Origin of the sequence: Solirubrobacter soli DSM 22325, assembly GCF_000423665.1 — a bacterium.
Taxonomy (GTDB): Bacteria; Actinomycetota; Thermoleophilia; order Solirubrobacterales; family Solirubrobacteraceae; genus Solirubrobacter; species Solirubrobacter soli.
In genome coordinates, this window is sequence record NZ_AUIK01000034.1 from 19745 (window position 1) to 41289 (window position 21545).

General features: G+C 68.2%; 21 protein-coding genes and 1 pseudogene. 17 read left to right on the forward strand and 5 right to left on the reverse strand.

Going from position 1 to position 21545, the window contains the following annotated elements; all coding sequences use genetic code 11:
* Positions 1-13: 13 nt before the first annotated feature.
* Complete coding sequence (locus G569_RS0126045) at positions 14-394, reverse strand: hypothetical protein (protein WP_028065611.1); 381 nt, start codon at positions 392-394, stop codon at positions 14-16.
* Between the two features lie 312 nt (positions 395-706).
* Positions 707-970: a type II toxin-antitoxin system HicB family antitoxin gene (locus G569_RS0126055; RefSeq protein ID WP_028065612.1), complete on the reverse strand. Its 264-nt coding sequence runs from the start codon at positions 968-970 to the stop codon at positions 707-709.
* Positions 971-1335: 365 nt separating this feature from the next.
* Between G569_RS0126055 and G569_RS51635 the strand changes: the two genes are divergently transcribed.
* From G569_RS51635 to G569_RS0126075, 4 genes are all read left to right on the forward strand, one after another.
* Complete coding sequence (locus G569_RS51635; protein WP_211233077.1) at positions 1336-2007, forward strand: IS110 family transposase; 672 nt, start codon at positions 1336-1338, stop codon at positions 2005-2007.
* Positions 2004-2399 carry a transposase gene (locus G569_RS64730; RefSeq protein ID WP_211233078.1) on the forward strand — a complete coding sequence of 132 codons (396 nt, stop codon included), beginning with the start codon at positions 2004-2006 and terminating at the stop codon, positions 2397-2399. The genes G569_RS51635 and G569_RS64730 overlap by 4 nt, the downstream gene beginning before the upstream one ends.
* Before the next feature lie 529 nt (positions 2400-2928).
* Positions 2929-3507 (forward strand): type IV toxin-antitoxin system AbiEi family antitoxin domain-containing protein, encoded by a 579-nt coding sequence (locus G569_RS0126070; RefSeq protein ID WP_028065614.1) that lies wholly within the window; start codon positions 2929-2931, stop codon positions 3505-3507.
* Positions 3508-3629: 122 nt separating this feature from the next.
* Positions 3630-4382, forward strand: coding sequence for a nucleotidyl transferase AbiEii/AbiGii toxin family protein (locus tag G569_RS0126075; RefSeq protein ID WP_028065615.1), 753 nt, complete (start codon positions 3630-3632; stop codon positions 4380-4382).
* 17 nt (positions 4383-4399) lie between these two features.
* Here the strand turns inward: G569_RS0126075 and G569_RS66070 are convergent, their stop codons facing one another.
* From G569_RS66070 to G569_RS0126095, 3 genes and pseudogenes are all read right to left on the reverse strand, one after another.
* On the reverse strand, positions 4400-4858 hold the full coding sequence (locus G569_RS66070) for a hypothetical protein (RefSeq protein ID WP_306765231.1): 459 nt from the start codon (positions 4856-4858) through the stop codon (positions 4400-4402).
* Positions 4859-4967: 109 nt separating this feature from the next.
* Positions 4968-5321: pseudogene (locus tag G569_RS66460) on the reverse strand (phage major capsid protein); the annotation flags it as partial.
* 1002 nt (positions 5322-6323) lie between these two features.
* On the reverse strand, positions 6324-7361 hold the full coding sequence (locus tag G569_RS0126095) for a LacI family DNA-binding transcriptional regulator (protein WP_028065618.1): 1038 nt from the start codon (positions 7359-7361) through the stop codon (positions 6324-6326).
* Between the two features lie 177 nt (positions 7362-7538).
* On the opposite strand from G569_RS0126095, the gene G569_RS0126100 reads away from it, so the two are divergent.
* From G569_RS0126100 to G569_RS0126160, 13 genes are all read left to right on the forward strand, one after another.
* The gene (locus G569_RS0126100; protein ID WP_037499224.1) at positions 7539-8612 is read left to right on the forward strand and encodes a sugar ABC transporter substrate-binding protein; all 1074 of its coding nucleotides are present in this window, start codon (positions 7539-7541) and stop codon (positions 8610-8612) included.
* Between the two features lie 32 nt (positions 8613-8644).
* Positions 8645-9712: an ABC transporter permease gene (locus G569_RS0126105; protein ID WP_028065620.1), complete on the forward strand. Its 1068-nt coding sequence runs from the start codon at positions 8645-8647 to the stop codon at positions 9710-9712.
* Positions 9709-10551 (forward strand): ATP-binding cassette domain-containing protein, encoded by an 843-nt coding sequence (locus tag G569_RS0126110; RefSeq protein ID WP_028065621.1) that lies wholly within the window; start codon positions 9709-9711, stop codon positions 10549-10551. The genes G569_RS0126105 and G569_RS0126110 overlap by 4 nt, the downstream gene beginning before the upstream one ends.
* Positions 10552-10566: 15 nt before the next feature.
* Entirely contained in the window at positions 10567-11769 is a 1203-nt protein-coding gene (locus G569_RS0126115) for a Gfo/Idh/MocA family protein (RefSeq protein ID WP_028065622.1), read from the forward strand.
* An 11-nt stretch (positions 11770-11780) separates the two neighbouring features.
* On the forward strand, positions 11781-12791 hold the full coding sequence (locus G569_RS0126120) for a sugar phosphate isomerase/epimerase family protein (RefSeq protein WP_028065623.1): 1011 nt from the start codon (positions 11781-11783) through the stop codon (positions 12789-12791).
* Positions 12792-12814: 23 nt separating this feature from the next.
* On the forward strand, positions 12815-13708 hold the full coding sequence (gene iolC, locus G569_RS0126125) for a 5-dehydro-2-deoxygluconokinase (RefSeq protein ID WP_028065624.1): 894 nt from the start codon (positions 12815-12817) through the stop codon (positions 13706-13708).
* Complete coding sequence (locus G569_RS0126130) at positions 13701-14498, forward strand: Cgl0159 family (beta/alpha)8-fold protein (RefSeq protein WP_028065625.1); 798 nt, start codon at positions 13701-13703, stop codon at positions 14496-14498. Before iolC ends, G569_RS0126130 begins: the two co-directional genes overlap by 8 nt.
* The gene (gene iolB, locus G569_RS51640; protein WP_053226995.1) at positions 14495-15235 is read left to right on the forward strand and encodes a 5-deoxy-glucuronate isomerase; all 741 of its coding nucleotides are present in this window, start codon (positions 14495-14497) and stop codon (positions 15233-15235) included. The genes G569_RS0126130 and iolB overlap by 4 nt, the downstream gene beginning before the upstream one ends.
* On the forward strand, positions 15226-17076 hold the full coding sequence (iolD, locus tag G569_RS51645; RefSeq protein WP_037499233.1) for a 3D-(3,5/4)-trihydroxycyclohexane-1,2-dione acylhydrolase (decyclizing): 1851 nt from the start codon (positions 15226-15228) through the stop codon (positions 17074-17076). The genes iolB and iolD overlap by 10 nt, the downstream gene beginning before the upstream one ends.
* On the forward strand, positions 17073-18566 hold the full coding sequence (locus G569_RS0126145) for a CoA-acylating methylmalonate-semialdehyde dehydrogenase (protein ID WP_037499236.1): 1494 nt from the start codon (positions 17073-17075) through the stop codon (positions 18564-18566). The genes iolD and G569_RS0126145 overlap by 4 nt, the downstream gene beginning before the upstream one ends.
* A 10-nt stretch (positions 18567-18576) precedes the next feature.
* Entirely contained in the window at positions 18577-19458 is an 882-nt protein-coding gene (locus G569_RS0126150) for a sugar phosphate isomerase/epimerase family protein (protein ID WP_028065627.1), read from the forward strand.
* 11 nt (positions 19459-19469) lie between these two features.
* Positions 19470-20204 (forward strand): MFS transporter, encoded by a 735-nt coding sequence (locus tag G569_RS0126155; protein ID WP_157592317.1) that lies wholly within the window; start codon positions 19470-19472, stop codon positions 20202-20204.
* Between the two features lie 127 nt (positions 20205-20331).
* A complete protein-coding gene (locus G569_RS0126160; protein ID WP_028065629.1) occupies positions 20332-21471 on the forward strand; it encodes a mandelate racemase/muconate lactonizing enzyme family protein in 1140 nt (379 codons plus the stop codon).
* Positions 21472-21545 lie beyond the last annotated feature (74 nt).

Here is a 21545-nt window from a genome sequence, read left to right on the forward strand (position 1 = left end):
CGCCAGGGCCTCGTTAAGGGCGGCGCGGCCCTGGTCGTTGGCTGCGCCGACCCGGCGTGGACGGCGAACGTAGCCCTCGTGGCCGGACGGCGCGATAGGGGAGCTCGAGCAACGAGCGCTGCGCGTTCTCGTCGGGAAGGGCGTGCAGTGACTCGATCCCGCCAGCCATCTCGGCTAGTTCCAGGTCCGGGACCTCAAGTGCCAGGCGTCCGGCCCAGCGAACCGCGGCTGCTTCGAAACGGTCCTCGTCGCGATCGTCGATGACGATCATCATCGCGAGGGCGTCGCGCAACGCGACCCAGCCGAGCTCGGCAGCAGCGGCGTGAATGAGGGGCAGGTTGCCCGCGCGAATGGCGCGTTGGGACCGTGAGTAGGGCGATCCGTCGCTCGTCATGTACGAACGTATGTTCGCACAGGTAGCGGCGGATTCAGGCGCACCCGGCGGGCCCTTCGCAGCAGCTTTCGACGACCTGACCGCAGGCGCGGCACTGCACGTGCGAGCGCACCCAGAACAGGCTCTCGCGCGCACCGCACCAGGGGCACGGGTCTGACTGGGAGTTCGTGGCCGGCTCAGTCGCTGGGTCTGCGGACATGGTGTCGGGTGTGTCCTCGGTGCCGGACGACGCCGGCGGCGCGTCGAGCGGGCGCGCCGCCGGAGACGGTCGGTCGGCGACCAGGGCGACGGTCGCTTCGACGTTGCGCGCCGTCAACGATCGTGTCCCAGGTCGCGCTCGACCGCACGGACGGTCAGAACGTCGAGGTGGACGCGCTCGTGCTCGGTGCCGTTCTCACGCGCCGGTTCGATGGCCAAGGTCTCCATCAGCGCATCGAGGGCCAACTCGCGCGCCTCGTCTCGCGATGCGCCCGCGGTGATGACGGACGGGACGGCTGGGATGCGCGCCGTCGTCCAGCCGTTCTCGGCCGGCTCGAACGTGATCGTCACCTCCGTCCCAAACAGCTTCCGCGCCACATCTACTCCCTTCGTCGGAATGGACACGATAGGTCCAGCCGCTCGGAACTGGCCCCCTCCTCGCGGACACGACACCGCACGAGTCCTCCGATCGACACTGCATTCTCGAGATTCCAGAACCGGGCACGCAGTTGCACTTCTTCCGAAGATGCTGTGGGCGCTGCGCGATTTGGGTCGTGTGGGAGCCTCGGAGCGGCGAGCTGACCCAGCATTTGCATGTCGCCTTCGGGGCTGACCGCACGCGTTGTGTCGCTCGCCGCGTCCGAGGGTTGCCGACCTGACCTCATAGGAGCGTGGCCTAGACGCCCGGAATGAAGTGCTGTCGGCCGGCGATCCGCTTCAACGCGATGGGAAGGGGATCAGCGGTGATCGTAATCGGCATCGATGCGCACAAGCAGACGCACACGGCGGCGGTCGTCGACGAGGCGGGGCGGTTGCTGGACGAGGTCACGGTGACGGCCGATGCGGCGGGGCATCAGGAGTTGATGCGCTTTGCGGCGCGTAGCGGCCTGGAGCGGGTGTGGGCGGTCGAGGACTGCCGGCACGTGTCCGGCGCGCTGGAGCGGTTCCTGTTGCAGGCGGGGCAGACGGTGGTGCGGGTGCCGCCGAAGTTGATGGCCGGTCAGCGCAAGGCGGCGCGCCGGTTTGGCAAGAGCGACTCGATCGACGCGCTGGCCGTCGGGCGGGCGCTGCTGCGCGAACCGGACCTGCCGCGGGCGCGGATGGCCGGCCCGGAGCGCGAGATCGCGCTGCTGGTCGACTTCCGCGCCGAGCTGGTCGTGGAGTCCACGCAGCTGCAATCGCGGCTGCGCTGGCTGTTGCATGACATCGATCCCGAGCTTGAGCCGTGCGCGCGTGGGCTGGCCAACCACGGCGTGCTGGTCAGGGTCGGGCGCCAGCTGGCCCGCCGGGAGCAGTCAGCCCAGGTCCGGATCGGCCGCCGGCTCGTGCTACGGCTGCGGGAGCTGTGCCGTCAGATCAAAGAGCTCGAGCGCGAGCTCGCGCCGCTGGTCACGGCGCACGCGCCGGGCTCTTGAACATCCCGGGCTGCGGCGTGATCACCGCGGCGCGCATCCTGGCCGAGGTCGCCGGCGTCGAGCGCTTCCGCACCGACGCGCAACTGGCGCTCTACGCCGGGGCGGCGCCGATCGAGGCCTCCTCGGGCAAACGCCGCCGCTACCGGCTCAACCGCCGCGGCAACCGACGCCTGAACAGCGCGCTGTACGTGATCGTGCTCACCCAGGCGCGCATCCACCCGCCCGCTCGCGCCTACCTCGCTCGCCGCCGCCAAGAAGGCAAGACCACCGCGGAAGCCATCCGCGCGCTCAAACGCCACCTGATCCGCCACATCTTCCACGTCCTCATGCAGGCCCGCGCCACCGCGGCCCCGCCCGTCCCAGCCCAGCTCACCCTCCCAGACTTGACATAGGAGCAACTTGATGTATACAGCTGCGCCACAGTCACAACGTGGGGCGCAAGAGTCGATCGAAGCGCGAGCGACGTGGGTCTGAGGTAGGGCAGGCGGTCCCCGCCGTTCCGCCGACGGACGACCAGTATTCGACGCGCGTCGCTGCGGTGGACGCAGCGTCGGCGGCGCCACGCGGGCGGCCGGCGCGGCCGGGCCACGTGGGCGCTCGAGTCGCTCGCGTCGCGGTGGACGATGCGACCTGGGCCGCGTTTCGGGAGCTGTGCGGAGACACGCCGGCGAGTATCCGTCTCGGCCAGCTCGTGGAGGCCGACCTGCGGCGCGCTCGTGCGGCAACGCCCGAGTCCGACGCGGTGGCCGCGGTCCGGGCGATTCGCGCGCACGCCGACCAGTTGGAGGCATTGATTCGACAGCGAGGTCCGGCGGGCGAGAGTGTCGAGGGCTCGCCGAGGACATAATCGAACAGAATGTTCTGTTGCGTCCAGGTTAGACCCTTTGGATGAAATAGAACACTACGTGCTATCTTGTCCACGTGCCCGGCGCCGTCTTCACCGAGCTCGTCGAAGTTGCGAACGAGCAATACGGGTTCCTGACGCCGGAGGACGCTCGCGAGCTGGACATCGACCCGATCAACCTCGTGCGCATGTTTGAACGAGGCCATCTGGAGCGGCGCTCGACGGGCGTGTACCGGATGCGGTTGACGCCGCCGAGCCCCCTGGATGCCTATATGGAGGCGACGCTCTGGCCTGGGCGTGGGGTGCGTGGGGTGTTGTCCGACGAGACGGCGCTCGATCTCTACGGGCTGAGCGACGTCAATCCAGCGAAGATCGATGTCACGGTGCCGCGGGCGCATCGCATCCGTCGCAAGATCCCTTCGGTGTACCGGATTCATCACGAAGACCTGCCGGACAGTGATGTCACGTTGTTCGAGGGGATTCCGATCGTGACTCCTGCGCGTGCGATACGACAGGCTCACGCGTCGCACGTTGGGCCGGCGCTGGTGAGCCAAGCGATCGACCAAGGGGAGCGGAACGGGCGGCTGACGCGCCGCGAGGCGGGCGAGTTGCGGAATGAGCTCGGCGTGAAGCGAGGGACGGGAGTCCGGCGCTGAGCGCTGAATTCAGGCCGCCGCGGCGTCCGCCGGTCCGGCACAACCACCTTGAGCGCCTGATCGACAGCTACGGCAAGGTCCACGGGCTTGCCGTCCAGCGGACCCGGCGGTGGCTCTCGGTGATGGCGCTCATCGGCGCGTTGGATCGGGTGCGCGCCAACGACGGGCCGCGGTTCATCGTCAAGGGCGGTGTCTCGATCGAGCTGCGACTGGGGCTGCGGGTTCGAGCAACCAAAGATGTCGACCTAGTGTTCCGGGGCGATGCCAACGAGATGCTCGACGCGTTGGAGGATGCGTTCGAGCAGCCATATGTGGGCTTCGCGTTCCGGCGCAAGGGCGAGGTCGAGGACATCCGCGACACCGGTAGCCGGCGACTCGAGGTTCAGCTCAGCTTCGGCGGGCCGGAGTGGCAGACGCTGCAGTTGGAGATCGCCAAGCCGGAGGCGGACGAGATCGAGTTGGTGCCGGTTGCGGTCGGGATCGGCGACTTCGGCCTTGACGGACCTGAGGAGGTCGCATGCCTCTCACTTCGATTCCAGGTCGCACAGAAGCTCCATGCCGTGACCGAGCAGCCGCCTGGTCGCGAGAACTTGCGGTTCTGGGACCTGATCGATCTGATGCTGCTCGAAGAGTTGCTCGAGGATGACCTTGCCGAGGTTCGCGAAGCCGCGGAGACTGTCTTCATTGCTCGCCGGACACACGAATGGCCGCCGGATCTTGTCGTCCCGGAATCGTGGCGCGAGCCGTATAACCGCACCGCGAGCAAGCTCGACGCCGAGCTGCCCGTCGAGGTCGATCAAGCGGCGGAGCGAGTCAGAGCGCTCATCGCGCGGATTGAGACGTCCCGAACAGGGTCCCGAACTGAGCACATCTGAGGCACGCTGAGCGCTACTCAGCGCCGGTAGAATCGGTTGAATGAAGCCGAAAAGACCTGCATATCGGCAACTTCTAATCCGCAGGTTCGACTTGCGCGCTTCTCGGGCCACCGTGTCCTTGACGACTGCCAAGCCATCGGGGTCGTTGACGCCCACGTCCCGCGGGCGATCACGCGGACCACCGTGCCGTCCGCGTTGAAGGCGAATTGCTCCGACACGGCAACGCTCGCGTCTTCGCGCACGGCGACGACGATTTGGTCCGCTTGGGCGACGACGGCGGTTCCGGCGGGGACGGCGGGCGTCGGCCAAATCACCAAGCCCGCGATGGTCGCCGCCATGCCGCCTTCGGTGGTGCCGATCAACGGGCGGTCGTCGGCGCCGGTCGCTAGCTGTAGCGCCGTGAGGTCCACGGGGTTGACGTAGACGGCGTTCGGCGTGCCGCCCGCCGCGCGCACCATGCCGGCGCCCGAGACGATGCCCGCGTAGTTGGGCGCGCCGTCGAATCCGAGGCAACGGCGGGGCGATGTTCAGGATGCCCGTGGGTTGCTTGCCGCCCGTGCCGTTGAACATCGCTTTGTCGGCCGCGAGCGCGACCGACCGGACCATCTTCTCGCCCACGCTGTTCAAGACGTTGGCGTTGGAGTCGGCCACCGTCTCATTCGAAAGGGTGCAGAGCGCCGCGACCTTTTGCGGCGTGAGAACCATGTCCACACCGGGCGGGCACCATTCTCCGATGACTTCCAATTCGTCGTACCAGTTCGTGGCGGCGTCGCCCGTGAACTTCGGGACGTGAACCGCCTTGCCGGTCGTGCGGACTTCGGTGGCGCCGGACACGAGAAGCACACTCGCCGCCGACAAGTTATCCAGCACATACGCGGCCCATTCTTCGGGCGCGACCCCGGCGCCAAGACCACCGGCCGGGAATTCGGTGATGGGCATTCGCCCTTCCCTTCATGCGAAGGAAAACGGGCGCGCGTGCCCACCGGGCGGATCGCGCGGGCGTCGCGGACGCCTAGCGGGTGTGAGGCGCGACGGCCGCTGGCCGTGGAGTGCGCTTCTACAACGAAGGCTACCGGGCGCTAGAGCGTCCGCACCATGTTGGAAAATCTCTCCTGGCCCGTATCAAGGCGACAACCGGGCGAAGGAGTGGCCGTTGATTAGGAATCCGCAGAGGTAAAGCGCATGGGAGCCATCGCGCCGCTATGGGCGGTTGCGATTGGCTCAGTTCTCGTCTTCTTGGTCGGCGTCGGCGCCGTAGTCGCGTTGTGCCTCAGGGCGCTACGGGAAGGTGCCGACTTCGAGGGCGAGATAAAAGCGCCATCGTTCAGCCTCAAAATCCGTTCGGGAAGCGCCCGAGAATCGGGCCTGGCACGCCGGAACAACGCGCACGAAGACAAGGGCCCAACCCAAGAGGGACGACCGGAGTTGCGGACCGCCGAGCCGCCCAGCTAAGAGGGCATTGATCGCGGCGGGACCGCACGAATCGGACGACAAACGGTTCTCGGTTTCGGAGGGGTTCTCACGTTCGGTGAGGCCCCTCCACTTTGTCGGCGGCGCGCACGATGGCGGGCGAGTAGACCACGACCGTCCGGGCGACGTGGACGCCGAGCGGCGCCGCCTGTAGCCACGGGCTTCGGTTCGGCCGGACGACGGTCGCTTGGTTCCAGCCGCGTGAGAGGAACGACAACAACGGACTCAGCGATGCCCGCAGTCCAGCGACTGGCGCGCAGCTCCGTCGACGTGTCTGAATGCCCACTCCCGGCGGCGTTGTCGTCGAAGCTGAAGCCCGTTTCGTATTGGCCCGATCGCACGGAAACGATTCCATCGTGAAACGTATTCAGCGGCCTACGACGGGCGGGAGGTGACAACTGGGCGGGTTCCGCGCGCCCGCGGGCTCGACGCCGCCGACGGGCGAGGGTAGGTCGGCTGTGCGCCGTCGGGTCAGCCCTGTGCAGCGATGCCGGCGGAGTCCGCCGGAGTGCAGCCGCAAGAGCGGCGGATCGTGAGCTCAACCGGAAGGCGGATCTCGAGCGACCGCGGCTGAGCGCCGTCACGCAGGGCATCGAGCAACTGCCGCGCGGCCACCCGTCCAAGTTCGCGCTCATCGCGCATCAGGGCGGTGAGTTGGGGCTCGATGAACGCCCCGAAGAACGGGTCGTCGAAGGACACAATCGCGAGGTCGTCGGGGACGCGGAGCCCGTGGTCGCGTGCGGCTTGGATCGCGCCGAGGGCCAACGTGTCGCTAGCAGCCACGACAGCCTGGGGGTGCTCGGCGAGTTCCAGGAGATCACGCATCGCGGCCGTTCCGCTCTCCGGGGACCAGCTGCCGTCTGAGAGGACGATCAGCTCTGGAGGGACGGGCAGCTCGCGTCGCCCCATGGCGTCTCGGTAGCCCTCCAAGCGCTCCACGCCGGAGGTGAGGACCGCCGGTGCCCCAAGGTAGGCGATGCGCCGATACCCGTGGAAGTCGGCGAGGTGGCCGACCAGCACGTCCATGCCTTCCTTGTTGGCCTGTGCCACGTTGGCGTAGCCAAGGCCGGGCTCGAGGCTGTCGAAGAACACGGTGGGAACCGACGGCGCCTCTGAGACGCCTCCCGAACTGGCCATCAGGATTCCCGCGACTTCGTGCGCGAGCAGCGACTTCAGGGCGGCCTGCTCGCGCTTCGGCTGACGCTCGGTGTTCATCACGAGGATCTGATAACCGGCGGCTTCGAGGACGTCCTGCATGGCCTTGGTCGCGCGCCCATAGAACCCGTGGGCGATGTCGGGAACGATGACGCCGATCAGCATCGAGCTGCCGCTGCGCAGCGAGCGGGCCATGCGGTTCGGCACGTAGCCCATACGGCGCGCCGAGGCCTGCACCCGTTTGCGCGTGTCGTCGCGGACGGCTGGGTGGCCCGAGAGCGCGCGCGAGGCTGTGCCGAGCGATACGCCCGCGTCAGCCGCAACTTCAACGATGGTCGGCTTGGCCTTCGCCATGGCGTTGCACGTTATCCCCTTGACACGTCGGAATCAATATGGAATCGTTTCATCCATGGAAACCTTCCCATGGATGGAAGGTGGCCCTGGGCGCCGCGATAGCGCCAAGTACCGACTCGCCCGTTCTGCCTGAATCGCAGTGAGGGCTTGTGAGGAGAGAGGAGATTCGTGTCTGTCATGTTCAGTCCGCGGCGGGCCTCGATCGGGCTAGCCGCCATCGTCGGCTGCGCGCTCGCGGTTTCGGCGTGCGGCTTCACCGCAGTCGAGAAGGAAGCGTCGAGCGGCGACTCGGGTGCGACCAGCAGCGCCACGACCGCTCCTGCGAAGGGTTCTGCCAGCTCCGGCAAGGCTGGACCGAAGATCTTCGTTGTCGGCGGCAAATCCGACGATCCGTTCTGGTCGAGGGTCAAGCGGGGAGCTGACGACGCCGCCAAGGTTGTGAAGGCACAGGGCGGAAGCGTTACGTGGCTGGCGCCCAAGAACTACGACAATCTCGGTCCGGACGCGGCCAAGCTGATCGACACCGCGGTCAGTCAGGGCGCCGACGGCGTCGTTGGACCCGACTGGGTGCCCGAAGCGGAGGATGCATCGTTCAAGAAGGTCGTTGCCGGAAACGCGCCGGTCGTGATCTTCAACGCCGGCGGCCTCGACGCGGCTCAGAAGGTCGGTGCACTGAACTACGTCGGCAGCGAAGAGTCGGCCGCAGGCAAGGCCGGCGGCGAGTTCTTCGGTAAGAGCGGCAAGAAGAACGTCTTGTGCGTGAACACGCTGCCCGGCGCCGCCAACACCGAGGCGCGTTGCAAGGGCATCGCCGACGGCATTCAGGCCAGTGGCGGCAAGAGCACGCAGCTCCCGCTCCCGTCCTCGAAGTTCGGCGACCCGACTGCGGTGTCGCAGGCGATCAAGGCAGCGCTGCTCAAGGACAGCTCGATCGACGGCGTTGTCACGATCTCCGCGCCCGACGCCAACTCTGCCGCCCTCGCGATCAAACAGGGTGACCTGGGACAGAAGGTCAAGCTCGGCACGTTCGATCTCGACCCGACGCAGCTCGGGCGCATCAAGGGCGGCGAGCAGCTCTTCGCGATCGACCAGCAGCCGTACATGCAGGGGTACCTGGCTGTCTCGATGCTCAGCTCCTACATCCAGTGGGGAGTCGACCTGCCGCAGAAGCCGCTGCTGACGGGTCCGGCGATCGTCAGTGCCGAGAACGTCGACGCCGCGATGGCCGGTGCGCAGGCCGGCGTCCGGTAGCAACAGGAATTTCAGGAGAGAGGTTCGAATTCATGGCTGTCCAAGCCGCAAGGCCCGGGACCACGAAGGGCGCCGGCGTGTCGCCGGCGAGTCAACGCCAGTCGCTGAGCACAATGCTGCGGCGGCCGGAGACGGGGGCGCTGATCGCCACCGTCTGCATCTACATCTTCTTCGCGGCGTTCGCGGGGAGCGAGTTCACCTCCAGCAAGGGCACCGCGACGTGGCTGAATCCCGCCGCGGAACTCGGGATCATCGCTCTGCCGGTCGGTCTGCTGATGATCGCCGGCGAGCTCGATCTGTCCGTCGGCTCGGTGCTCGCCGCCAGCTCGATGACACTCGCGATCGTCTCGGGGTATTGGGGCAACCCGATCATCGTCGGGATCTTGGTGGCCCTCGGGCTCGGGCTCCTGGTCGGGTTCGTGAACGGATTGATCGTCACGCGGTCGAAGGTCCCGTCCTTCGTGGTGACGCTGGCGACGAACTTCGCGCTGTCCGGCCTCGCCCTGTGGTTGACGCGACTGCTGACAGGATCCACCAGCGTCGAGATCCAGCCGGAGTCCTGGGCGAAGAGCCTGTTCGGCAGCTACTTCGGCGGCGGTTTTGAGGTCGCGATCTTCTGGTGGATCGGCATCATCGCGGTCGTCGGCTGGATTCTGCATGCGTCACGGATCGGCAACTGGATCTTCGCTGTCGGCGGTGACCTGCAGAGCGCACGGGCGACGGGCATCCCGACCGATCGAGTCAAGATCGGCCTGTTCATGGCGAGCGGGTTCGGCGCCGCCCTCGTCGGAGTCATCCAGACGATCATCTACAACAGCGCGCAGGTCGCCAACGGCCAGGCTTTCGTGTTCAACTCGATCATCGCCGTCGTCATCGGCGGCGTGCTGTTGACGGGTGGCTACGGCTCTGTGGTCGGCGTCACGCTCGGCGCCCTGACCTTCGCGATCGTCGGTCAGGGGATCTACTACACCGGCTGGAATCCGGACCTGGCCAACTTGTTCCTGGGTGTGCTCCTGCTGATCGCGGTGGTGATGAACAACACCTTCCGCCGGATGGCCCTGTCGTACGGACCCCGCAAGAAGAAGGCCTCAACGTCATGACTCAGCCGTTGCTCAAACTGACCAACATCAACAAGTCGTTCGGTACCACGGACGTCTTGATGGACATCAACCTCGAGATCTTCCCGGGCGAAGTCCTGTGCCTGCTCGGCGACAACGGTGCCGGCAAGTCGACGGTGATCAAGGTCCTCTCGGGCTTCCATGAACCGAGCTCCGGGCAGATCGAGGTCAACGGGGAACCGACGGTGTTCAAGTCACCCCGGGACGCCAGCGCCGTGGGGATCGCCACCGTGCACCAGTTCGGCGGCACCTTCCCGCTGATGACGATCGGGCGATCCTTCTTCGTGGGCGCCGAACCGACGAAGGGGTGGGGCCCGTTCAAGCGGCTCGACACGGCCTTCGCCGGCGAAGTGGCGGTGCAGGAGATGCAGAGCCTCGGCATCACGCGGATCACCGAGGGAAGCCGCCTCGTCGGCGGCCTGTCGGGCGGCGAACGGCAGGCGCTCGCCATCGGCCGCGCCGTGTACTTCGGCGCTAACGTCCTGATCCTCGACGAGCCGACCGCTGCGCTCGGCGTCAAAGAGGCCGCGCACGTTCTCCGCATCATCATGCAGGCGCGACAGAAGGGCGTGGCCGTCATCCTCGTCACGCACAACGTCACGCACGCGATGACCGTCGGCGACCACTTCGCGGTCCTCATCCACGGCGTCATCGCCGACGACTTCCGTAAGGGCGAGCGCACCCGCGAGCAGATCACCGACCTGATGGCCGGTGGCGAGGCGATGGCCGAGCTCGAGGCCGAGATCGCGGAATACCAGCGCACGCACGACGGGCAGGTGCCGTCCCCGGCCGACCTCCCCTCGCACAAGACCACCGCCTAACCCCTGGATCAACCTATGCCCGAGAACTCGATCGGCGTCGCCGTCATCGGCGCCGGCATGGTGGGCCGCGCCCACGCGGCCGGCTACCGCGTCGCCAGCCAGCTCTACGACCTCGACCTCCCGGAGATCCGGCTCGTCGCCGTGGCCGACGCCTATGAACCGTTCGCGGTCGACGCAGCGCGGCGCTTCGGCTACTCGCGAGCGGAGACCTCGTGGGAGGCGATCGTCGCGGCCGATGACATCGACGTCGTGTCGGTGGCGATCGCCAACGAGCTGCACCGGCCGGTCGTCGAGGCATTGCTCGCCGCCGGCAAGCACGTGATCTGCGAGAAGCCCCTCGCCCCATCGATCGAGGACGCGGCCGCGATGGTTGCGGCCGCCGAGGCCGCCGACACCCAGTCGGGCGTCGGTTTCACCTTCCGGCGGATGCCAGGGATCAACGCGATTCGCGAGCAGCTCACCAGCAACACGATCGGCGAGGTGCGCCACTTCAACGGTCACTACTGGTGCGACTACGCCCAGAACGCGAACAACCCGATGAGCTGGCGCTACCGAGGCGGCCCGGGCAGCGGCGCGCTGGCCGACATCGGCAGCCACATGATCGACCTGGGGGAGTATCTCTGCGGCCCGATCGCCTCCGTCAGCGGCGGCGTGTTCCAAACGTTCACCACCGAACGCCCGGTGCCCCTCGGCGCCGTCGTCGGTCACTCCGCCGGAGCGGTGGGCGACGTCAAGGAACCCGTGGACAACGAGGACATCGCCACGTTCACCGCGACGTTCGAGTCCGGCGCCGTGGGCACGTTCTCCATCAGTCGCATCTCGCACGGCCTCCCCAACGGCCTCGGCTTCGAGGTCTACGCAGCCGACGGTGCCGCCGCCTTCGACCTCAACCGGCCCGGCGAGTTCATGTTCGCCGACCACGGCCCGGACGGGAAGACCAACGGCTATCGCTCGGTGCTGATCGGCCCGCAGCACCCCGGGATCGAACGTGGCATCGCCATGGACTTCCCGTCGGTCGGACACGGCCAGAACGACCTGTTCGTCTGGCAGGCGCGCGCCTTCCTGGACCAGGTGGCGGGTCTCGACAAGCTCGTCCCGGTGCCGTCCATCGCTCACGGCCTACACAACATGGAAATCCTCGCCGCGGTCACCCAGTCGGCGCTCAACGACGGCCAGGCCGTCGCCATCTCTTCCTCTCTGGCTCCCACGACTCCCTAAGGAACCTCGTCATGAAACTCGGTGCCTACACCGCCTGCCTGCACGACAAGCCCCTGGGGGAGGTGCTGGCGATCCTCCGCGACCTCGGGCTCAACAGCGCCGAGATCAACGCCGGCGGCTTCATCGGTACGCCGCACATCCCGGTCGACGAGCTCCTCGCGAGCGCCGAGGCTCGGGAGGCGTACCTGGCGACGTTCGCCGAGTACGGGATCGAGCTCACGGCGCTCAACTGCAACGGCAACCCGCTGCACCCCGACCCCGAGGTGCACCACGGCGACGACCTCAAGCGAACGATCAGGCTCGCCGGCCTGCTCGGGATCAAGACCGTCATCACGATGTCCGGGCTCCCGGCGGCCGAGGCGGGCGGCACCCGGCCGTCGTGGACGGTGATCCCCTGGGACAGCGTCTACAAGGAGACGCTCGACTACCAGTGGGACGAGGTGGCAGTGCCGTTCTGGAAGGAGATCCAGATCCTCGCCGCCGAGAGCGACGTCGACGTCGCCATCGAGATGCATCCGCACAACCTGGTGTTCAACCCGGCCACGATGAAGCGCCTCGTCGAGCTGACCACGCCCGCGAGTGGCATCAACCGCGTCGGCGCCGAGATGGATCCCAGCCACCTTTTCTGGCAGCACATCGACCCGATCGCGGCGATCGAGGACCTCGGCGAGCTGGTGTTCTTCGCGGCCGCCAAGGACACGCTCATCCATGAGACAGCTGCGATCAACGGAGTCCTGGACGACCGCTTCGAGTGGATCCCCGCGGAGGAGAACCCGGTTGGCCTCGGCGGCCACTACACGGTCACTCGCTGGCCGGCCGTCCCCGGCTGGTCCTTCGTCGCCGTCGGCCGCGGTCACGACGTGGCGTTCTGGACCGCGTTCCTGACCGCGCTGGAGCAGCACACCTCGGTCTCCGCCGTGAACATCGAGCACGAGGACGCGTCGTTCGGCCAGATCGAAGGGCTCGAATTCGCGGCCCGCAACCTGATCGAGGCCGCGCAGACGACCGCGGTCACGTCCTAGAGCGGGCTGACAGGAGCGGAGCGATGTTCGACGTGGTGACGATGGGCCGGATCGGCGTGGACGTCTATCCGTTGCAGATCGGCTTCTCGCTGCGCGAGGTGTCCTCGTTCGGCAAGTACCTGGGCGGCAGCTCCACCAACGTCGCCGTGGCGGCAGCGCGTTACGGCCGCACGGTGGCGACCATCACCCGAACGGGTCGTGACCCGTTCGGCGAGTTCCTGCACGACGCGCTCCAAGGCTTCGGCGTGGATGACCGCTGGGTTACGCCGGTCGATGGGCTGCCGACTCCGGTCACGTTCTGCGAGATCTTCCCGCCCGACGACTTCCCGTTGTACTTCTACCGCCAGCCAAAGGCGCCGGACCTCGAGATCCGGCCCGAGGAGCTCGACTATGCCGCGATCCGGGCGGCGAAGGTCTTCTGGGTCACGGTCACCGGCCTCTCGCAGGAGCCGTCACGCAGCGCGACGCTGGCTGCGCTGCAGGCGCGTGACGGCGGCACGACCGTCCTCGACCTCGACTACCGGCCGATGTTCTGGTCCTCGCGCGCCGAGGCGCGCCATTGGGTGCAGCAGGCGCTCCCGTACGTCGATGTCGCCGTGGGCAACCTCGACGAGTGGGAGACCGCAGGCGAGGCCGAAGTCGAGTTCACGATCGTCAAGCGGGGCCCGCTCGGCGTGCTGGCACGACGTGGCGATGAGGTCGTCGAGGTGCCGCCGGTCCCTGTCGACGTCGTCAACGGGCTCGGCGCCGGCGACGCGTTCGGCGGCGCGCTGTGTCATGCGCTGCTCGGTGACTGGCCACTGGAGCGGGCGATGCGGTTCTGCAACGCCGCCGGCGCGCTGGTGGCCTCGCGGCTTGCCTGCGCGGACGCGATGCCAACCGAGGACGAGGTCGAAGGGATGCTCGCCCATGCTTGACCTGACCGAGATCCGCGCGCGGCGCCCGAGGGCCATCTCCGAGGCGGCGGCATCTCGCGTGCGGCCGGCCGAACTGCCCGAGCGGCTGATGGTGATCGCCGCCGACCATCCCGCGCGCGGGATGCTGCTCGGGGGCGAGCGGCGCGACCTCCTCGATCGACTCGTGCTCGCGCTTTCGCGGCCAGGGGTCAACGGTGTGCTCGGCACGCCCGATGTCCTCGAGGACCTGTTGCTGCTCGGCGCCCTCGACGGCAAGGTCGTGTTCGGCTCGATGAATCGTGGCGGTCTCGCGGGCGCGACCTGGACGCTCGACGATCGCTTCACCGCCTACGACGCGGAGAGCATCGACCGTTCGGGCTTCGAGGGCGGCAAGATGCTGCTCCGTATCGACCTCGAGGACGAGCGCACCGCGCCGACGCTCGCGGCGTGCGCGCACGCGGTGTCCGAGCTCGCCGCGCGAGAGCTGATCGCGATCGTCGAGCCGTTCTGGAGCGACACCACCCCCGAGGGCGCGATGAAGGCGACGACGATCGCATCGGGACTCGGCAACACGTCTGCGTACACGTGGTTGAAGGTCCCGATCGTCGAAGAGTTGGACCGTGTCCTCGCGGTCACCACGTTGCCCTGTCTGATCCTCGGCGGCGGCGGGCCCGCGAACTATGAGGCGTGGGACCGCGCGCTCGCATTGCCGACGGTCCGCGGCCTGATGATCGGCCGCTCACTGCTCTACCCGGAGAACGACGATGTCGCCGCGGCCGTCGACATCGCGACTGGGCTGGTGATGGCATGAACTACACCCGCCTACGGGTCATCGAGCTCGACGGCACCGAGCGCTTCACCACCGGCGAGGACGAGCTGATCGTCCTACCGCTCAGCGGCTCGTGCAGCGTGACCATCGACGGTGAGCAGTTCGTGCTGGAGGGCCGCGAGAGCGTGTTCGCCGCCGTGAGCGACTTCGTCTATGCGCCTCGCGACGCGCAGGTCGAGCTGAGCGGCCACGGACGCTTCGCGCTGCCCGCGGCAAAGGCGGAGCGACGCCTGGAGCCGCGCTACATGGCGGCCGAGGACGTGCCCGTCGAGGTCCGCGGCGCGGGCAACGCGTCGCGGCAGGTCAACAACTTCTGTTCGGTGGAGTCCTTCGATGCCGACGCCCTGATCGCCGTCGAGGTGCTGACGCCGAACGGCAACTGGTCGTCATATCCGCCGCACAAGCACGATGACCTCGAGGAGATCTACTACTTCGAGGTCAGCGGTGGCGGGTTCGCCTACCAGCGGGTCTACGGGCGGATGGATCTGCTCCAGGAGGTCCGTACCGGCGACACGATCGACATGCCCTACGGCTACCACGGGCCGTCGATGGCGGCTCCCGGCTACGACCTCTACTACCTGAACGTGATGGCGGGTCCCGTGCGCGCATGGGACTTCGTCGACGACCCCGACCACGCCTGGATTCGCGACTCCTGGGCCGACCAGGCCATCGACCCGCGGGTCCCGATGACCTCGGCGAGGAGACACGCATGCGACTGACCGTCGCCCAGGCGCTGATCCGGTTCCTCAGCGTCCAATACAGCGAGCGCGATGGCGTCGAGCAGCGCCTGATTCCGGGGTGCTTCGGCATCTTCGGCCACGGCAACGTCGCCGGCGTGGGGCAGGCGCTGCTCGAGGCCGAGCTCGGTGACATCGATCTGCCGTACTACCTCGCGCGCAACGAGCAGGGGATGGTCCACGCCGCGGTCGGCTACGCGCGCATGCGCAACCGGCTGCAGACGCTGGCCTGCGCCTCCTCGATCGGCCCGGGCGCGACGAACATGGTCACCGGCGCGGCGCTGGCGACGATCAACCGCCTTCCCGTTCTGTTGCTGCCCGCCGACCAGTTCGCGACGCGTGCCGCGAGCCCGTTGCTGCAGGAGCTCGAGGACCCCACATCGTTGGATGTGTCGGTCAACGACGTCTTCCGTCCCGTGTCGCGGTTCTTCGATCGCATAAATCGTCCGGAACAGTTGATCCCCGGCGCGCTCGCGGCGATGCGGGTGCTCACGGATCCCGTGGAGACCGGCGCGGTGACACTCGCGCTTCCGCAGGACGTCCAGGCCGAGGCATTTGACTGGCCCGAGGAGTTCTTTGCGAAGCGCGTGTGGCGGGTCCGGCGACCGCTTCCGGAGCGCGGGGCGCTTGCCGAGGCCGCGGAGCTGCTCAGAGGCGCGTCGAAGCCACTGATCGTGGCCGGCGGAGGGACCATCTATGCCGAGGCCACGGACGCACTGCGCGAGGTGGTCGAGGCGACTGGCATCGGCGTCGCGGAATCCCAGGCCGGCAAAGGCTCGCTGCCCTACGACCATCCGCAGGCCCTGGGCGCCATCGGGTCGACCGGCACGACCGCGGCCAACGCCGCCGCCCGCGAAGCCGACGTGGTACTCGGCGTGGGGACGCGCTGGAGCGACTTCACCACCGCCTCGCGAACCATCTTCCAGCACCCAGACGTGCGGTTCATCAGTCTCAACGTCGCTCCGGTCGACGCGTTCAAGCACGCGAGCCTGCCGCTGGTGGCGGACGCGCGCCACGGACTCGAGGCGCTGACCCAGGCGCTGGAGGGCGTGAGCTTCGAAACGCCGGCGAACGACTGGGACGCGGTGGTCGAACGCGCCTATACGCTCGGCCACACGCCGCTGCCCGCCCAGAGCGAGGTGATCGGCGCGGTCAACCGGATCAGCGAGCCCCGTGACGTCGTGGTGTGCGCCGCGGGAAGCATGCCGGGCGATCTGCACAAGCTGTGGCGCACGCGGGACCCGAAGGGCTACCACGTCGAATACGGCTACTCGTGCATGGGCTACGAGATCGCCGGGGCACTCGGCGTCAAGATGGCCGCCCCCGACCGCGAGGTGTTCGCGATGGTCGGCGACGGGTCGTTCCTGATGATGAGCCAGGAGATCGTCACCGCCGTCCAAGAGGACATCAAGCTCAACATCGTCCTTGTCCAGAACCACGGCTTCGCATCGATCGGCGCGCTCTCGGACGAGCTCGGCTCGCAACGCTTCGGCACCAAGTACCGCTACCGCGGCACCGACGATGTGCTTCCGGTCGACCTCGGCGCCGCTGCCGCCGCGATGGGCGTCCGCGTGCTCTACGCGCGGACCATCGACGAGTTCGAGTTGGCACTGACCGAGGCGCGCGCGTCGACCGCGACGACCGTCATCCACGTCGAGACCGATCCGCTCGTCTTCGCGCCGGACTCCGACTCCTGGTGGGACGTGCCGGTCTGCGAGGTGGCGGAGCTCGAATCAACGCGGCGTGCCCGCCAGACCTACGACGCCCACAAGGCGACGCAGCGCCTCTACCTGAGAACCCCTGACACCGTGAGGACATCGTGAGCACCGTCGCACTCGAAACGCTCAACCACCAGATCGCCGGTGCGCCGACCGCCGGCGCCGCCGCTCGCAGCGCGCCGATCTTCGATCCCGCCACGGGCCACGAGCAGCGCCGCGTCTGGCTCGCGGAGGCGGCCGACGTCGACGCCGCCGTGCAGGCCGCAAAGGCGGCGTTCGCGCGGTGGGGCGACGTCTCGGTCACGCGCCGCGCGCGCGTGATGTTCAAGTTCCGCGAACTGGTCGCCGCGCACACCGACGAGCTCGCGCGGATCATCTCGACCGAACACGGCAAGACCTTCGACGACGCCAAGGGCGAGGTCGTGCGTGGCATGGAGGTCGTGGAGTTCGCGTGCGGCATCGCGCAGCTCACCAAGGGCGAGTTCTCCGACCAGGTCTCCGGCGGCGTCGACGCGCACTCCTTCCGGCAACCGCTGGGCGTGTGCGCGGGGATCACGCCGTTCAACTTCCCGATCATGGTCCCGATGTGGATGCACCCGATCGCGATCGCGACCGGCAACACGTTCGTGCTCAAGCCGTCCGAGCGCGATCCCTCAGTGAGCAACCGCATCGCCGAGCTGTACGCCGAGGCCGGTCTGCCGGCCGGCGTGTTCAACGTCGTGCACGGCGACAAGGTCGCCGTCGACGCGCTGCTCGATCACCCCGACGTGGCGGCGATCTCGTTCGTCGGCTCCACGCCGATTGCCAAGTACATCTACGAGCGCGCGACCGCCGCAGGTAAGCGGGTCCAGGCGCTCGGCGGAGCGAAGAACCACGCCGTCGTGATGCCCGACGCCGACCTCGACTTCGCCACCAATCACCTCACCGCGGCCGGCTACGGGTCCGCGGGGCAGCGCTGCATGGCTATCTCGGTCGCGGTCGCGGTCGGCGACGCGGGCGATGAGCTGGTCGAGCGCCTGCGCCAGAAGGCGCTCGAGGTCAAGGTCGGGCCCGGTCTGGATCCCGCGTCTGAGATGGGTCCGGTGATCACCGCGGCATCGCGGGACCGCATCGTCGACTTCATCGCCACCACCGAGGCCGACACAGTCGTCGACGGGCGTGAGCTGCAGATCGACGGCGACGGCTTCTGGGTCGGCCCAACCCTGCTCGACAACGTCACCCCGGACATGCCTGCCTACACGGAGGAGATCTTCGGGCCCGTGCTGGCCGTCGTGCGCGTCCCGACGCTCGACGCCGCGATCGAGTTGATCAACGCCAACAAGTACGCCAACGGCACCGCGATCTTCACCGGCTCGGGGCAGGCCGCACGCGAGTTCCAGCGCCGCGTGCACGTCGGCATGATCGGCGTCAACGTCCCGATCCCGGTCCCGATGGCCTTCTACTCCTTCGGCGGCTGGAAGGACTCGCTGTTCGGCGACCACCACATCCACGGGCCCGAGGGCGTGAAGTTCTACACGCGCGCGAAGGCCGTCACGACGCGCTGGCCCGACCAGACGCCGGACAAGACCACCCTGCACTTCCCGACCGCGAGCTGAGGAGCCGACGATGAAGATCGCCCTCGACCCCTACATGTTCCGGCACGTGCCGCTACTGGAGCTGCCCGCGCTGGTTGCCGAGCTCGGCTACGAGTACATCGAGCTCTCTCCGCGTCCGGATTTCACCCCGTTCTTCCTGCATCCCCGGACCGACGCCAAGCGGATCTCCGAGTTCCGGCGAGCCTTGGACGACGCGGGCGTGGAGGTGGCGACCGTGCTGCCGCTCTACCACTGGGCCGGCCCGGACGAGGAGGAGCGCCAGAACGCCGTCCGCTACTGGAAGCGGGCGATCGAGATCACGGTCGAGCTCGGCGTGGACACGATGAACACCGAGTTCAACGGACGACCCGAGAACGCGCCGGCGAGCGAGGGGCAGTTCTGGCGCTCCATGGAGGAGCTGCTGCCGATCTTCGAGCGCGAGAACATCCAACTGCGACTCGAGCCACATCCGGACGACTTCATTGAGGACGGTCGCGAGGCCGTGGACATGGTCCGCGGCATCAACCATCCGAACGTGACCTTCCTGTATTGCGCGCCGCACACGTTCCACATGGGCGGTGACCTCGCGGGGATCATGGAGTACGCCGGCGACCTGCTCACCCACCTGCACGTCGCCGACTCGTTCGACCACCGCGCGTCAAGCGGCCTGCGCTACATCGTCAATCCGCCTGGCTCGACCGCGCGCGTGCACCAGCATCTCGACATCGGCCAGGGCGAGGTCGACTGGGACCTCTTCTTCGGCACGCTCGAGCGGCTCGAGTTCAACGGAATCATGACGGCGTGTGTGTTCGCGTGGGAGGAACGGGCGTACGAATCGTCCAAGTTCATGCGCGAGGAGATGGGACGTCGGACGCGCGACTGGAAGCACCTGTCCGCATCCGTCACACGCTGAGGGTGGGGCGCGTGGCCGCGATCGCAGGCCCGGTCGCGGCGACGCGTCGGCGATCCGTGCTGGTTCTCGGCGCGGTCTTCGTCGTCGCCTTCGGGCGCGAGCGGACCCTGCTGGCAGCGCTCGGACTGATCGTCGTCGGCACGCTTTTCCGCGGGGTGCCCGGCCTGCTTTTTGAGGGCACGGCCCTCGCGGGGATCGGGCTCGCCACCGCGGGTGTGATCCTGCCTGCCATCGTCAAGGACCGCTTCTCCCAGCGGCCTGCGGCGGCGACCGCTGCTTACAGCGTCCCGATGATGCTCGGCGCGGCGGTGTCACCCGTGCCGGCCGTGCCCATTCGCGACGCCGTCGGTAGTTGGCAAGGCTCGCTCGCGATGTGGGCGATCCCCGCGGCGCTTGCGGCGCTCGTATGGATACCGATCACCCGTGTGCGCCGGCTCGACGAGCGTGCAGTGGCCCGTGGACGCCTGCCATGGAAGTCCAAACCCGCGTGGTTGCTCGCGGGCTTCATGAGCGCGCAGTCGGCGCTCGCGTACGCGTACATCGGGTGGCTGCTGGCGGCCGGTCTCTGCACCGTCACCGGCGCACTCTTGCTTGTCGCGACTCCGCAGCTCGCATGGCCCGCGACCGTCATCCTCGGACTCGGCCTGGGCGGCGGCTTCACCCTCGGACTCGTGGTCATGACCGACCTCGCCGCCTCGCCGGCAGCCGCCAGTCGCCTCGCGGCAATGACGTTCCTCGTGTCCTAATGGCTTCACCGTGCTCTGGACGGCAGCTCATCTGCTCGTGACGATGATTTCAGCCAACCGGGGCCGCTGACCCGCGGGAGGGAGGTTCGCTGCTGCGCCGCGGCGCCGGTCGTGGTACACGGTGGACATGCGGATCACCGACGTCTTGACCTTCTTGGTGCCCGACGTGGGCGGCAGCGCCCTGCTCGTCGTGGTCGACACGGACGAGGGGGTGACCGGGATCGGCGAGGCGGGCATCCGTGCCCGGGCGCGGGCGGTGATCGGCGCGGTGGAGGATCTCAAGCCGTTGCTGGTGGGCGAGGACCCGATGCGGACGGAGCACCTGTGGCAGGTCATGTTTCGTGCCGGGTTCTTTCCCGGCGACCGGATTGTTGGAGCGGCGATCGCGGCGGTAGACATTGCTCTCTGGGACATCAAAGGACGGGCGCTCGGCGTCCCCGTGCACGCGCTGCTGGGTGGGGCGGTGCGCGAGCGCGTTGCGTGTTACGCGCACGTCGGGCCGGAGACCGGCGACACGGAGGCGGTCTTGGAGAGCGGCCGGGCGCGGCTGGCGGAGGGGTTCCGCCACCTGCGTGTCGTCGTCCCGGAGGGCGCCGGCCACCGGCTGGAGCCGCGGCGCGCGGCGCGCGGCGCGGTAGCGCAGTTCGCGGCGATGCGCGAGGCGTTCGGCGACGACGTCGAGCTGCTGCTCGACGTCCACACACGGCTCGACCCGCCCGACGCGGCGATGCTCTGCCGCGAGCTCGAGCCGCTGCGGCCGTTCTTCGTCGAGGACCCGCTGCGCTCCGAAGGGCCGGAGGCCTACGCTGCCTTACGCGCCCGGACCGGCGTGCCGCTGGCCGCGGGGGAGCAGTACGGCTCCAAGTGGGAGTTTCGCGCCTTGTTGGACCGCGACCTGATCGACTACTGTCGCGCCGACCTCTGCATCGCGGGCGGCTTCACCGACGTTCACAAACTCGCGGGCTGGTGCGAGGCACACCACGTGCTGGTGGCGACGCACAACCCATTCGGCACGGTGGCGACCGCCGCCGCGCGCGAGTTCAACCTCGCATGCACGAACTTCGGGATCTGCGAGCTCGCGTTCCCGCCCGACGCCGCGTCACCGTTCTTCGACGGCGCGCCGGTCGTGAGCGAGGGCGCACTCGTGCCGAGCGACCACCCCGGGCTGGGAGTCGAGCTCGACCGCGACGCCGCGCGCACCGCCGACGCCGCGCGCTACAGCGCGCCCCAGCTGCGGCGGGCCGACGGCGCCTTCACCAACTGGTGAACGACGGCGGGGCTGCGACCTTGTCTGCACAAGTCGCGCGAAACGCGTCAAGCATCGGCGAATCGGCGGTCCAC